Here is a 15,178-nt window from a genome sequence, read left to right as displayed (position 1 = left end):
TCAGAGGTTTAGTCTATGGCTAAACCTCTCTTTTTTTCACACTGCTTGATACAGCTTATCAGCTCAGTCTCAAAGTCAATGCTCCCCTTCGGCGCTTCGCGGCATTGACTTCTCGACTTTTAGCTGATATGTGATAATCAAGCAGGGGTGAAAATGGGAGTTTTACTACCTGAAAAGATTTTGCTTTTAAAGGTAGTAGTTTTTGACTTATAAACTACTACCTATATTGATAATTTTTCCTGAGGTAGTAAATAGTTACTACCTGTGTTCATTTCTTGTATATAGGTAGTAGAATATCTAAAAAAATTTACTACCTTATCAAATTAGTAGGTCTCAGATAGTAAATGCAATGGGCTTTGCCACAGTCCTATTTTTTTTGAGCTTGTTCGCCTAGTATCTGCCAAAAGAGGTTTAGCCATAGACTAAACCTCTGAGATAAACTTATCTTTAATGTCTCTTATATGCAGGCATAAGCTGGAGCTTGTGAAGGTTTGCCACGTGCTTTCTATCGATGGAAGCCTTTACATCTGCAGGGATGTCTGCATTTTCATTTGAAATATATTCATCAAGCTGAGCATACTTGAAGCCAAGCTTATCCTCATCTGACATTCCTGAAAGTCCGTCCGAAGGAACCTTGTGAACAAGCTGCTCTGGAAGTCCTAAGTATTCTCCAATCTGAAGAACCTCTGTAACTGTGAAATCCTGAAGAAGTGAAACATCACCAGCTGCATCGCCGAACTTTGTAGAGTAACCTACATAGTCCTCAGAAGCATTGCAGGTATTTACAACAAATGTTGTAACAGGCTGCCCCTGAGCTATTGCATAAAGTGTAGACATACGAAGACGAGGAGCAAGATTAATCTTAAGATCCTTTGTAACCTCAAACTTCTCAGCCTTCTCAAAAGTAGCAATAGCTGCATTGTAATAATCTGTGATAGGAACAATTTCATTTGGAATCTTAAGGAAATCTACAAGAAGCTTTGCATCATCAAGGTCGCTCATCTCGCCGTTTGGCATAATAATACCAAGAACTCGCTCAGCACCAAGTGCTTCCTTTAAAACTGCAGCAGTAACAGAAGAATCCTTTCCCCCTGAAATACCAAGTACAGCGCGGCTGTTCTCACCAAACTTATTGAACCATTCTCTTGTGTATTCAATCAATTGTTTTGTTTGTTTTTCTACATCAAATTCTCTCATAAAAAATGCCTTTCATATAACTTTATTTATATTTGCGATAATATCTCTCGCTAATAAGCCTTTTATTCCAGTAGCTTCAGTGGCTATAGTACCGGCTTTGCCATGAATATAGGCCCCGGCTGATGACGCCACATCTGCAGCTAATCCCTGACCAAGCAACGCTCCAATAATGCCAGCAAGCACATCTCCACTACCTGGTGTAGCAAGTCCTTCATTTCCACTGTTGCAATAAAATATCGTATTTACGGTAGCAATTACTGTGGTGTGATTTTTTAAAACTACAACACAGTTATGCTTTGAAGCAAATTCCTTTGCCACATTTTCCATATTGTAATTTATCTCATTTACTGGAGTATTGCAAAGTCGCTCCATCTCCTTTAGATGAGGAGTGAGAATAACAGGAACTCTGGCTGCCAATTCATCAAGCTGCTTTAAATCCTTTGCAAGAAGATTTACTCCATCTGCATCCACAATCACAGGAACATTTGCATGTTCAGAAACTGCCTTGATAATTTTTGCCGAAACCTCTGAAGTGCCAAGTCCCGGTCCAATAACAATGGCATCTGCCCAGCTAATCTGCTCTAACACCTCAGCCTCATCAAAGGCAGTGTAGCCTTTATACATAGTCTCAGGCAAAGCCTGCTGAATAGACTCTATATTGTTCTGATGAGTGTAAATCTTTACAAGCCCTGAGCCTGTTACAAGTGCTGCATTTGCCGCCAAATAGCATGCTCCATAAATGCTTTCACTTCCTGCAATCACAAGAACCTTTCCACAGGTTCCCTTATTTGCTGTAGACTCGCGCTTTGGAATGGATGACAGTATTTCATCATCAAGCAGCTGCGGCACCTTATCATCCTTGCAATAGATGCCGACATCAGACACATAAACACTTCCAGCTGCCAACTTACAATCTCCCAGAACCAGTCCTTTTTTCATATAGGCAAAGGTCACAGTGGTGTCAGCCTTCACACCTACAGTACCAAGAAGTTTTCCACTGTCTGTGTCATAACCTGAAGGGATATCCACAGCTATAACTGTCTTTCCACTTTGATTAATGTACTCTGCGGCAACAGCATAGTCCCCTTCCAGACCTCTGGTCAGACCGATGCCAAACATGGAGTCAATCAAGATGTCACAGTCCACAAATAATCGTGAGAACTCTTTAATGCTTACATCATCCACATTCCATGGATAAACAATATCCACACCATAATTTCCAGCTATCTCCAACTCCTGCCTAAGCTGAGGAGAAAATTTCTTTGAATCTCCAAGAATAATTGCTTTAACAGGATAGCCCTTTGTATGCAAAATACGCGCGATAGCGATGCCATCTCCACCATTGTTTCCAGGACCTGCAAATATTCCAATCTTTGGTTTATCAGAATATGAATGCAAGATTCTATTGCAGACTGCAAGTGCGGCACGCTCCATTAATACAAGGGATGGCACTCCCATTTGTTCAATTGTTTTTGAATCCCATTCTTTCATTTGGGCCGCTGATAAAATTGGTTTCATAATCCCCCTAAATGACTAATCTGGATATAAGTGTTATAATGCTTTTTACTAATGTCAATTATAAATTAATTAGCTTTTTTTTGATAGGAGAATTATTTTGAAGAAAAAGATAGTAATCACTCTATGGATTTCATTGTTTGTTTTAATTATAGTTTTCGCAACTCTTATTGTATGTGAACGCAAGCAGGAAGCCGCAGAAAGAGCCCGTATAGAGCAGGAAGCTCAACGCAAGGCTGAGGAAGAAGCTGCTGAGGCTGAAAAGCTTAAAGCTGAGAAGGAAGAAAAGAAGGATTCTTCTGAGAAAAAAGATAAATATACCTTCAAAGATTTCGAAGCTACTTATTACGCACAGTCAAAGGCAACAGTACGACAGGAGCCATTTGATGCAGCTGAAATCATGGGTACCCTTTCTTTGGATTCAAGAGTCCCTATCGTTGGTAAATGTAATGAAACAGATTACTACAAGATTAAAATAAATGGCGATTATGGTTATGTAGCTTTCGAGGATGTATCCGAGGAATACTTACCAATTCCACTTCCTATTTCAGGCTCAAAATCAGTGCCATCAGCTACAAAGGATATTCTATTTATTGGAAATTCAATCACACTTTATCCTGCCACAAAGGATTGGTGGGGCTCAGGCTGGGGCTGCGGTGCCACAGCAGCTGAAAATGATTATGTACATCTTACAGTTGCAGCAAAGGGCTACAGTTCATATGATTACATGTCACTTAGATCTTGGGAATTTTCAAGTACAAGAAATTATGAAGTGGATGATTTGGACCCATACATCACAAAATATCAGTATGAAACAATCGTTATTGAGCTTGGTGAAAATGTTAAGGGTCACGAGGATCATTTCAAAGAGGATCTTACAGATATGATTACTTACATCAAGACATACAACCCTAACGCAAGGATTGTAATGCTTGATAATTTCTGGCCATATAAAAGTATCATTAGCACAAAGAAGGAAGTAGCTTCTGAACAGGGCGTCACATATGTAAGCCTTTCAGATATTCAGGGTGTACAGGATTACATGCTTCAGGCTGGCAATCAGTACACAACACCAGATGGCACTGTGTACACAATCGGCTCATTCCTTGCTGGCCATCCAAATGATGCTGGCTTCGCAGCCATTGCGCAGCATTTGATTGGAGCACTTTAATTACTAAATAAATTAATCACCTTCTGTATTGTCTTAAAACCTTCATAATCGTATCGCTCAACAGCCTCGATTACGATGACATCAGCATTCTTGATATCGCTTGAGACCTCTTTCATATAGTCTCTATGAACGAAGGTACAGTTGGTAAAATCTTTAGATATATATGGCATCATGTTTACACGGAAGCTGTCGCCGATAAGGCACAGCTTCTTTTGATTTGCCCCATTACTTGTGGTTCGACAAATCATCTTTTCAACATTTAATCCATTTACCTCTATCTCAGGTCTATAGTCCACAGTGTACTCAGCATCATCATGAGTAACCATTGAATCCGGAATTCCCATGTAGGTATAAAGCTCATATTTTTCAGCGTCCTGTGTACCTACAATCCACTGCGCTGGGTCTGTCTGCTCTACTCCCATGGCGGCATAAAGTGCATTTGTGCCATACAATCCACCAAGATGATTCCAGTGACTGTCATACTTGTAATAAACCTGATATGTATTAGATGCCTCCAGCTCTTCAATAATAGGATAAATAAATGGAGCCTTGGCCTCATTTTGCATTTTCTCATATAGCCGGGAAATACGTCTCCAGTCTTCCACCTTTTCCACTGTAGGCATGTACTTTGGATATACAGACGACTTGTTAGGTGCTATATAAACATACAGCTCCTTTCCACGGGCCTGACATATTGACTGTAGTCGATTCACCAGGTCCACATAATGCTGCATCTCTTCATCGCTTAAAACGTTGGAACCAACATAGCATTCATACTCGTTTTCCCCATATAAATACAACCAACCATATCTTCCCACGATAACATCCTGGTTTACACGAAGTGGGAAAAAGTTGTCATCATCTATAATATCCTCTGCCACCTGCTGCACCTCTTCGCCAGGTACGATAGGCATATTAGTACGTCCTCGTTCAATAACCTTTGGCTTTTTCTTATCATCAGCACTATAGAGCTTCTGACCTACCGCTGTAGCCATCTTCTGATACTGACCGTCTATAAGGTCATTCATAGATTTATAAACTGAAATCAATGTATATCTAAATGGAATTCTGTCATCTATAAACCCACTGACACTCTCTCCGGTGTCCATGAGCTTAGCCCATTCAATATCCTGCATTTGTCTTTTTTCAGTTTCCACTACTGATAAAGATTTAAATGTGTCTGGTGAAATAAGGCGTAAAGCACCCCCGCCAATCCAAGGTAGCACAAGGATTGCAAGAAATACCAATATGAAGATTTTGCTTTTTAGATTAGTAAATTTCATAAATTCTTGACACCTCACCCTTAAGAGGAAGCCTAAAATTGATAATAAATAAATGGATTATAAGTTCCGTTTACTAGGAACAACAAGCTTAGCAACAGCAGTCCCAAACACACAAACGCATTGCCCTTAACTGCCTTCACACTCATATGTGCCTGCACAAAGCCTCCAAAGAGACATGCACAAATAAACGCAATTACGCTTAAGCCGGAAAGATGATTCACAAGATTAATCGGCTTAAATCCACCAACAAACATTCTTGATATAAAGATTCCAGCATCTGCAACACTTGGTGCTCTAAACACTACCCAAAGAATAGTTACCACAATGAAAATCAACATTCGATTCAAAAATTTAATCGGATTCTTCTCAAGGATTTTTCCAAGGAAAAGTCTCTCAAAAATAAGAAGAACACCATATACAACACCCCATACAAGGAAGGTTATATTTGCACCATGCCATATACCTGTCAGCAAGAATACCACGAATATATTCAAGCATATTCTTGCCATGCAGCACCGACTTCCTCCAAGAGGGATGTACACGTAATCCCTGAACCATGAAGAAAGGGAAATATGCCAGCGTCTCCAAAAATCTCTTACTGATTCTGCTCGATAAGGATGATTGAAGTTCTCCTTGAAATCAAATCCAAACATCTTTCCAAGTCCGATTGCCATATCGGAGTATCCGCTGAAATCAAAATAAATCTGGAACGAATAGCAGATAGCGCCAAGCCATGCTACAGTGGAATCCAGCTTTGAAATATCACCGCTCCAAATCTGATCCACAACCACCGCTAAGGTATTTGCTATGAGTACCTTCTTGCCAAGTCCGAAGCAGAAACGTTTGATTCCCTCTTGGAATTCATATGAACCAACAACTCTGTCTGTAAGCTGCCCTGCAATGTCCTTATAGTGGACAATAGGACCTGCCACCAGCTGTGGAAAGCAAGAAATATATAATGCAAAATAAAACGGATTCTCCTGCACTTCTACTGTATCGTTATACACATCGATTACATAAGAAAGCGCTTGAAAGGTAAAGAAAGAAATACCAACAGGCAGGACTATTTCCTGTGGATTATAGTATTTGAAAAAGAAGAGCAATCCCATGTCAAATAAAATGGCAGCAATAAGTCCTACACGTCTTGCTACTTTGCCATGACGTCCTTTTGTCACGAGAAAGCCTACGCTCCAGTTAATATAAATAACCGCAATAATAAGCAGCAGATATTTTATTCCACCGAAAGCATAAAATATCAAACTGAAGCATAGCAATATGTAGTTAGATAAAATGATTTTGCGTTCCTGTCCACCACCTATTATTCTTGGAGCCCCGTAGTAAACCAATAGGCAAAGTGGAAGGAATATTGTGCAAAAAATAAGTGAGCTGAAAACCAATTTACTCTCCCCGTGAATTGAAAATTAACCTGCTGAAAGGTTTATTCTTATAAAACCATCCCACAATTTTGTCGCATGCAAAAGCTCCAATAAATGTAACCACTGTGCAGGCTAAGGCCTTCACTGAAAAGCTTGCATCTGGAAGAAGTTCCTGCACTAATCGGATGGCATAAAACTGATTCAAATAAATCATAAGACTGACCTTACCCATCCAAGAAAAGATTGGCTTATCGAAAAACTGATGGCAAGGATTTATATCTGAAAATGAAAGAATTACAGCGACCCACATAACAAAAACTACAGGATAGCTATAATTGACATCCATCTCTGTGCATGCATATCTAAATACAATCAAGTAACAAATAATCTCTAAAGCTCCAAGTATTCTCTTTCCTGCTTTAGAAAAATCATATCGATTAAACTGTCTGGTAAGACTGTAAGTGCTACAGCCTAATGCCATCTCAGAAAGACCTCTTAAGAAACATTTATAAAACATACCAGTCCAGGCATCCACTCCTGCTATTCCATCATACTCATGAGCCATGTACCCCAGGATAAACAGTGCCAGAAGTGGGCAGATAATCTTAACAAACACATCGTAATATTTTCTAAGCAATGGGTAGAAAATGAAGGTAACCATGAACCATACATCAAGATACCATGTAAGTTTATTTACCCATGTACTGTCAAATCCAAATACCTGTAAAAAGAAAATCGAAGCCCAGGAATCTACAACATAGTGATATCTATCAATAGCTGTATGCTCCAAATAATACGCATTTACGATAATCGTAAGTACCGTAGCGAAGAGGTGATATGGAAATACATTCCAAAACTTCTTCTTCATCATCAGGGCTGTTTCTGTTCCTATTTGCTCAGTAGATTTCTCTCTTTTGGCGTAGGCACTTGCAGCTAGCAAATATCCTGACACCAAAAAGAAAAACTCTACTCCAATATAGCCTCTGGCGAAGAAATTAAACCCGGTATTTCCAAGCTCAATCATTCCACCATCAGCAAATCTTTTGTGAATGTGAAAGAACAATATTGCCAAAGCAAAAATAAAACGTAAAAACTCCACCCGTCCATTTTTCTTTGTCATCATTGCCTCCTTAAAAAATCAAAACAATTACAACTAGAAGCTGTGTCCACCACCTGAGTGACCGCCGCCACCGGAGAAGCCACCGCCTCCGCCTGAGAAGCCACCACCTGAATGACCACCAGAACTATTATTCTGAGAACGTCTCACCTTACGTGTATCATATATAGCAGCTGTACCTGCTATTGCCGCACCAGCCATAAGAATCTCCGCTCCCTTTCCGTCCATCTTCACTTTTGAACGCTCAGACATAGCCATGAAGAAGCTAAATAAAAATCCAATTATTATGGCAATCAGGAATGATACTATAATTCTCATTGGTCTTAAGATAAAACCTTTGTTGGTCAATGTATCTGCCTGATTAAATGCTTTTATAATGCAGGTTTTATAATCACCCTTTGATGCGTAGCGATAGATATTATCTGTGATATCTGTAGCATCTGCGTTTGATATGCTTCTTTGATACTTTCCATATCCAGACATCCATATCATTCGCTCATCCATGTCGATGATGAAAGCCACACCATCGTCATAGTTTGAGTATCTGGCAGTGTAGAAATCAAACAGCTTATCATCGGTACTTTTAACACTGCTTTCGCTTGTTGTAGCTACCACATATTTTGTATCACTGTTTAGCGTCTCAAGATACTCTAAAACCTCTGTTTCTTCTGTATCAGAAAGAATATCAGCATCATCAGCAATATAAATATTTGAAGCTGCCGCATGTACATTAACTGGTGTAAACAGAAACGCTACCACCATTAATCCAAAAACTAATCTTTTAATCTCTCGCATTTTCTAACCTACCTCCCTTCTTAAGGAATTGAGGTGCAGGATGAGTTGCGAATCGATTATATTCATTCACAATAGCATTTATGGAAACAATGATTACCACAAATGCCACCATCAAAGCTGCATAGTAAAAAATATCATTTGGTAAATTGATAAGTCTTACCACAATAGAAAAAGCCCATGCCAGAATTCCAAGGAGCATTACCTTTTTCTCGCCTTTTTTTACCTTAACCAGCGCCATAATAATCATGACTACACTGGCTGGATAAAAGATGTAAGGTAAGATTCCAAGTAGCTTACCTGTATATTCCATCGATACTGCAAATATAGCAATAGCAATTATTGTTATTACTCCTGTAAGCATCGCACTAGTCAGTGATGATGATGTCTTCTTAGGTTTCTTAATCTTATTAGCCTTTACGCTTTCAGTATTTTGGAAGTATCCCTTATCATTCAAATGCTGATCTGAGCTATAAGTGCACTCAGCCAAAATCGCGCCAACCAATGCAATTATTGATGAAACCAATGCGCCAAATGAACAAAGACTCTTTACATTAAAACTGAAATTCAAAATAAAGCTGGCTAACAGTAGTACCACAAATATGCCTGCAGAAACTTTTCCGCCAAAAGCGTACATCTTTTTCTTATCGATAGGCATATCGATGTAGGATACACCGTTTGCACCGTTAATAATGGTATACGCCACTCTGTCATTATACTTTGTAGTCATGAAATACATAGGCATATAGGCGCCCTGTGCATCATCATACTTCAAATCATTTGTAAGCTTCGTCTCTATTTCATATTTGGTGGATGGTTCCGGATGGTACCCATGACTTCCCTTAGCCACCTCACCGCAAAGATAATCCACCGCTTTATCAAGTGAGTCTGATTTGTACACATCCTTATCTACGGTTGAGTTCTCTACGAAGAAACCTGCTAAATATCCAGGATGAAAGCTTCTCACCTCATCCATTGGAAATGGCTCAAGCTTAGCCGCGATGCTATCATCCAAAGTCTGTGAAGCATCAAAAGGAACCTTTAAACTATCAACCTTTACCGTTACATCTACATTTGCATAATCAGTGATATAGTAATCGGATGTAGAGTGTGTAGTCGTACCTTTGTACTCTATCTCATCATCAATACTGTAGTCATAAAGATAATAAGGCACATACATGCCTACCAGCTTCTCGATATTGTCCTTATCCTCCAAGCCTTCTGGAGTAAAATGCAGATGCCCTGTAAGACTTCTGTATTTGTCTCTAGCCTTCGCCTTGTTAAGCTGGAAAGGTAAGATATATTTTGGGGCACCCTCAGTGGAAAACTTCTCCTGCATTGTAGCTTGATTACCACAATATGGGCAAAACTCCATTCCATCATTATCTATAAGCTGGATTTCTCCACCACAGCTAGGACACTCATAAACATTTGTAGTTATGGTGTCCATGCCAATCTTATCGTCTGGTGCATAACTGTCTATATCTGTAAGTGAACCACAGGATTTACATTTCAATTTCTGATCTTCCGGAGAAAATCTAAGCTGCCCTCCACAATTAGGGCATGGAAACATTGTTGCCATCTATTACTCTCCAAACCCTTATGGTCTCTTAGTGCCGCAATTTACGCAGAAGTTGCCATAGTTCTCATTACCACAATTTGGGCAGAACCATCTGCCTGCCTGTGGCTGACCACCCTGCTGAACCTCGTTGAATCCCTGCTGCATAGGCTGGCCTGCTGGCATTCCCTGCTGTGGCATAGCCTGCTGCTGTGCTGCCGCCTGAGCTGCACCTGCATTTAACAAATCTGCCGCATTAGCTCCGCCTGCCTGAGTAGCCATGTTTAATCCATAGAATCCCATAGCTGCACCATTTGCATTGCTTGCTGCTGCCTGCATTGCTGCTGCCTGAGCCTGAACAAGTGTAGCGCCTGCCATAGCCTGCGAACGGAATGCTCCTGTCTTCTGAAGCTCCTTAAGTGTAGCCTGATCATCCTCTGGCATAACAGCTGAAAGGATCTGAACCGATGTAAGCGCAAGACCGTATTTATCAGTCCACTCTGTGTTAAGCTCCTGTGCCATAGCATCAGAGATTTCCTTTGTGTGACCAGGAACACCTGAAGGTCTGATACCCATTTCAGAAAGCTGACCAAGTGCTGGCTGAAGAGCCTGAATAAATGTAGCTCTAAGCTGATCAGAAATGTCGTCGATAGTATACTCATCTCTAACATTTCCTGCTAAGTTTGTATAAAGTGCAGTAGGATCTGAAACCTGCATACTATAATTACCATTGCACTTTAAGCTTGTATCTAAATCGAATCCAATATTGTTATCTAAAATTCTAAATGGAATTGGTGTTGGGGTACCGAACTTGAGACCAGTGATATCCTTCGTATTTACGAAGTATACTCTCTGCTGAACTGGCTTCTCACCACCGAATGTGAAACGGCGTCCAAACTCCTTGAAGACTGCTGCAAAATTTCCTGCGAAGATAGATGCAGAACCATTATCCTCCCATGAGTATGCACCTGCCTCAGCAGCCACATCGATAATCTTTCCGCTGTCTACTAGAAGAGCACACTGTCCTTCATTAACGATTACTACAGAGTCCTTAGTAATGACATCCTGCTCACCCTTAGTATTGCTGCTCTTTCCAGAAACTTTATGCGTAGCTCTCTTTAAAAGAACATCGTTTGACATAGAATCGCAAACGAAGAACTCTTTCCACTGGTTAGCCAGTTCCGCTGATACTGCCCCTTTAAATGCCTGAATTAATCCCATTTGTTACATTATCCTCCTAAAAATAAAAATTAATTAATATATATTATAAACAATATTACCCACTAAAACAAATTAGGAGGCCCTACGGCCTCCATAGCATAATCTGTTTATAATTCTACTGTCTCTACAGCTAACTGCTCGTCCTGTTCTATATCAATTGTCTGCTCTCGTTTTGCAATAGCCTTGATAATCAATCTGCAAAGGAAAAATGCGATGATTGCAAGGAAGCCGTATACAGATATACCTGATAACATAACCTGCTTGTTTGCTCTGGCAGTTTCTGCCATCTGACCTAAATCTCCGCCTTGAGTTGCTGCTATTCCACTAAATGCCATCAGCATAAGCATATTCCCAAAATTAATAAGAAAATGCATAATCATTGATGTAATTACTGTTCCACTGGCTCTATTCACATAAGCAAATATCACGCCAAGTACAAATGCGTAGCAGAACTGATTAAGATTCAGGTGAAGCGCACCAAACATAATACCTGAAACAATTGCCGATGCCATAAATGGAAGTACATTCTTTAATCTGTTCTGGAAGAATCCTCTGCAAATCATCTCCTCACAAATTGGTGCGAATAAAGTTGTTGCTACTAAAGCCAATGCTGCTGAACCATCCAAAATCTGATTCATAGACTGTGCCATTATATTCGGTACAAATAGCTGTGATACGAGGTTCGCAAAAATATACATTGGGCAAGAAACAATTGTTAAAAGTACTGTAAGTAAAACTGTACTTACCTTTATCTTTTTAAACTTACATACTTCTAAAAATGAGTCACCTTTTTTCTTCGAATATACGATAACAGGGATTAGTAATAATCCATAAATAATAATAGATTTTACAATCATTGGAGGATTTACATTCGTTTTATCAAGTAAATTGAATCCAACCTCCAAACCAATCATAATCAATAATTCTATCGCATATACGATAATAAGCTTAATAAGCTCGCTTCTTTTTTCTGCTCTTTCCATAATCTTCTCCTTTATGCTCTAAACGTTAGTATTTACTGAAAGTGTTCTAAATGTAAGCCAGTTAATCAATAATCCAAAAGCATTAAATCCGAGGATCTTTGCCCATAAAACTCCCTGATTGTAGGCTGGATTGATAAACATCTCAATCAGATCTTCTACAAAAGCTTCCCCTCCTGGAATTACACCTATCAAACGTGGTCCCCCAAGGAAAAAGCCCAAAAATGCAATATAGAATACCCAATAAGCGGCCTTACCATAACGAATGATATTATTTCCAGCCAGTCCTTCTATCACCATTATGATTCCATATACCAAAAATGCTATTTTGAAAATCAATGATGCATCTACACTTCTTAATACAAGCGTTGATATCACTGCAATTACTATTATTTCTAATAAATCTACAATCCTCATGCAAATGAAAAGTTCACGTCTGGTCATTCCAAAGCACAAGCCTCTGCTCACTTCATCAACCATCATAAACATCTTGACGAACACAAGGGCAGAACAGAGTATTCCAACTGTTATACCATACATCATGGAAATAAATTCCCCAGCAGATGTCCCCTCTGATACGCCAGTGGCACAAAAAACTATATACAATACCACATCCAATATAAGAACACCTATTATGATGTATAAATTGTATAACTCAGAGTACTTTTTCAGCTGAGCTGTAGCTCTTATATCTCTACTCATAACCCCTCCTACATAACCATAGATTTCTGTCCTAATTTATATGACCAAAATTCAAATAATCCGAATAAAACTACCGCAATAACTATTATCCATCCGACTCTATTTCTGAGTAACCCCAATAAATCAATTTCTAAAACTGTAGTAAGTGATGCAAATACACCAAGACATCCTGCGACAATAGCAATAACAAATAAATATGCCTTACCATACTTTTTAATCTTAAAACCTATCACCTGTCCAATAGCACCTGCTAAAGCAGCACCAACTGCTGCTAAGATGATAATAGGCACCCAAATATTATTACCTGTTGTTACTGAAATAACTAAATAAACAACTGTGTTTAATATGATATATGTAAACTGTTTGATGATTTCTCCTACAAATATATCTTTACGGCGTGCACCCATTGAAAGGACCAGACTATCAAGCCAGTTTGGACCGTACACTGCATAAATAAGATTGAACAGTATCATAAACATTACGCCGCACATTAATACCATTCTTATGATGTGGTCAAACAAATTGTTTCTGTCATCTGCCATCAAAAACCACTCTACGCATAGAATTGCTTGTAAGACAACCATTATTCCCATCATCTGCATGCCCTGAATCAAATAGTACTTAGCTGATCTTTTAGAAAGTTCGCTCATCCTTAAGCCTCCTTTCTTTCATCAACACACATTGCATAGAAAAGATTCTGGAGTGCTACAGGCTCCACCTGAACATCCTCGCCAAATCCAGCAACTGGCTCTTCTGCAAGAACTGTTACAACCTTGTTTCGTCCAATGCTCTCTGGGTGATATACCTTAAAGCCTTCCACTGCTAAATCAACAGCCTCTGTCTCACCTGATACACGATAAGCTCTTGCAAGAAGCTCCTCTGTATTCTCTGTAAGAATGATCTCACCATTGTCGATGATGATAACCTTTTCGAATAATGAAGCAGCCTCTTCAATAATATGTGTACTGATAATAAATGTACGGCCAGTCTGTGCATATTCCTCGATTACAAGCTTGTAGAACTGCTCTCTTGCTACAACATCAAGTCCTGCAACTGGCTCATCAAGGATTGTGATATCAGCCTTGCTGGCAAGAGCGATGATAATTGTTACAGCTGAAAGCATACCTTTTGAAAGCTTGCTGACTTTCTTCTTAGGATTAATATTGAAAAGCTTAACTAATTCCTTTGCATAATCATCATCCCAATTTTTATAGAATGCCTTTCCTGTTGAAAGGTAATCCTTTACCTTGAGAGTGTTTGGCCCAAACATTGTTACCTGTGAAATCTCTCTTGAGTAGCAGATGTGTGAAAGTGACTCCTCATTTTCCCATACTGGCTGGCCATCTAATGTAACTGTACCCTCTGTAGTAGGATTCTGTGCTGTGAGAATTGAAAGAAGTGTAGTCTTACCTGCGCCGTTTCTTCCGATAAGTCCGTATATCTTTCCTGTCTCAATATCAATATTTACATTCTTAAGGACTGTATCCTTACCATATGTCTTTGTTATATTTTTACCTGATAAAGTTCCCATATATTTCTCCTTTACTCTAATCTGATAACCTTTTATAATTCCTTAGTTTCATCAATCATCTTTTTAAGCTCAGCCTTGTCGATACCAATAAGCTTCGCTTCGCTTATGATGCGCTTAACATAGTTCTCATAAAAGCTTGTCCTTCTAGCCTCTTTTATTCTGTCCTTAGCCCCTTCACATACAAACATACCAATACCTCTCTTCTTGTATAAAATACCTTTGTCTACCAAAAGATTAATTCCCTTTGCTGCTGTAGCTGGATTAATCTTATAAAATTTCGAGAGCTCTGTAGTGCTAGGTACCTGCTCTTCTTCTCTTAATATGTCCCTTAATATTTCATCCTCTATCATCTCACTGATTTGAAGGTAAATAGATTTATCTTCCCCAAGATTTTCTATCACGTTTTCACCTCCTTTAGTCCATCGGTTAATTACTTGTGTAATTAACCATAACACTGAAGTTGTATATTGTCAATACAAAAAAAGAGATTCTAGCCAACCTTAAGTGAAATTTTAAATTCCGGTTTTATGGGCTTTTTTTCTCTCAAACTGGAATTTAGTCTTGCACAAGCATTTTTTATTATTCATGATTGTAAGTGGTTATCTGTCTGCCAGGGAGAATTAATTATGGCAAACAAAAAGAAAAGACAACGTCATTTAACTCTTACTGACAGAACTTATATTGAACAAGAAATCACATGCGGTTCTACATTTAAAAGCATTGGTTCAGCACTTG

14 protein-coding genes are annotated in these 15,178 nt (G+C 39.1%); 1 reads left to right on the top strand and 13 read right to left on the bottom strand.

Translation table 11 applies throughout. The features are described from left to right. Positions 1–447: 447 nt before the first annotated feature. Both nadE and BUA88_RS15150 read right to left on the bottom strand, forming a co-directional pair. Complete coding sequence (gene nadE / locus BUA88_RS15155; protein ID WP_072919528.1) at positions 448–1,197, bottom strand: NAD(+) synthase; 750 nt, start codon at positions 1,195–1,197, stop codon at positions 448–450. Positions 1,198–1,209: 12 nt separating this feature from the next. Continuing rightward, complete coding sequence (locus tag BUA88_RS15150; RefSeq protein WP_072919526.1) at positions 1,210–2,715, bottom strand: bifunctional ADP-dependent NAD(P)H-hydrate dehydratase/NAD(P)H-hydrate epimerase; 1,506 nt, start codon at positions 2,713–2,715, stop codon at positions 1,210–1,212. Between the two features lie 97 nt (positions 2,716–2,812). Between BUA88_RS15150 and BUA88_RS15145 the strand changes: the two genes are divergently transcribed. Further along, positions 2,813–3,883 (top strand): SGNH/GDSL hydrolase family protein, encoded by a 1,071-nt coding sequence (locus tag BUA88_RS15145; RefSeq protein ID WP_072919524.1) that lies wholly within the window; start codon positions 2,813–2,815, stop codon positions 3,881–3,883. Here BUA88_RS15145 and BUA88_RS15140 read toward each other — a convergent pair. From BUA88_RS15140 to BUA88_RS15090, 11 genes are all read right to left on the bottom strand, one after another. Next, entirely contained in the window at positions 3,880–5,166 is a 1,287-nt protein-coding gene (locus BUA88_RS15140) for a DHHW family protein (protein ID WP_072919522.1), read from the bottom strand. The genes BUA88_RS15145 and BUA88_RS15140 overlap by 4 nt on opposite strands. Positions 5,167–5,198: 32 nt before the next feature. Beyond that, positions 5,199–6,563: an MBOAT family O-acyltransferase gene (locus BUA88_RS15135; protein WP_072919520.1), complete on the bottom strand. Its 1,365-nt coding sequence runs from the start codon at positions 6,561–6,563 to the stop codon at positions 5,199–5,201. A 1-nt stretch (position 6,564) separates the two neighbouring features. Then, the gene (locus tag BUA88_RS15130) at positions 6,565–7,662 is read right to left on the bottom strand and encodes an acyltransferase family protein (protein ID WP_072919518.1); all 1,098 of its coding nucleotides are present in this window, start codon (positions 7,660–7,662) and stop codon (positions 6,565–6,567) included. A gap of 33 nt (positions 7,663–7,695) precedes the next feature. Beyond that, complete coding sequence (locus BUA88_RS15125) at positions 7,696–8,454, bottom strand: TPM domain-containing protein (RefSeq protein WP_072919516.1); 759 nt, start codon at positions 8,452–8,454, stop codon at positions 7,696–7,698. After that, positions 8,441–10,033 (bottom strand): zinc ribbon domain-containing protein, encoded by a 1,593-nt coding sequence (locus BUA88_RS15120; protein WP_072919514.1) that lies wholly within the window; start codon positions 10,031–10,033, stop codon positions 8,441–8,443. Before BUA88_RS15120 ends, BUA88_RS15125 begins: the two co-directional genes overlap by 14 nt. 18 nt (positions 10,034–10,051) lie before the next feature. Continuing rightward, a complete protein-coding gene (locus tag BUA88_RS15115; protein WP_072919512.1) occupies positions 10,052–11,230 on the bottom strand; it encodes an SPFH domain-containing protein in 1,179 nt (392 codons plus the stop codon). Between the two features lie 107 nt (positions 11,231–11,337). After that, a complete protein-coding gene (locus BUA88_RS15110; protein ID WP_072919510.1) occupies positions 11,338–12,213 on the bottom strand; it encodes a CPBP family intramembrane glutamic endopeptidase in 876 nt (291 codons plus the stop codon). A gap of 18 nt (positions 12,214–12,231) precedes the next feature. Next, positions 12,232–12,912, bottom strand: a complete 681-nt coding sequence (locus BUA88_RS15105; protein WP_072919508.1) for a hypothetical protein — start codon at positions 12,910–12,912, stop codon at positions 12,232–12,234. 8 nt (positions 12,913–12,920) lie between these two features. Then, complete coding sequence (locus tag BUA88_RS15100; RefSeq protein WP_072919506.1) at positions 12,921–13,562, bottom strand: hypothetical protein; 642 nt, start codon at positions 13,560–13,562, stop codon at positions 12,921–12,923. 2 nt (positions 13,563–13,564) lie between these two features. Further along, entirely contained in the window at positions 13,565–14,443 is an 879-nt protein-coding gene (locus tag BUA88_RS15095; RefSeq protein WP_072919504.1) for an ABC transporter ATP-binding protein, read from the bottom strand. Between the two features lie 32 nt (positions 14,444–14,475). Next, positions 14,476–14,844: a GntR family transcriptional regulator gene (locus BUA88_RS15090; RefSeq protein ID WP_072919502.1), complete on the bottom strand. Its 369-nt coding sequence runs from the start codon at positions 14,842–14,844 to the stop codon at positions 14,476–14,478. Positions 14,845–15,178: the final 334 nt, after the last annotated feature.

This window comes from Pseudobutyrivibrio xylanivorans DSM 14809 (assembly GCF_900141825.1).
GTDB classification, from domain to species: Bacteria; Bacillota; Clostridia; order Lachnospirales; family Lachnospiraceae; genus Pseudobutyrivibrio; species Pseudobutyrivibrio xylanivorans.
This window is presented reverse-complemented; position numbering and strand designations above follow the sequence as displayed.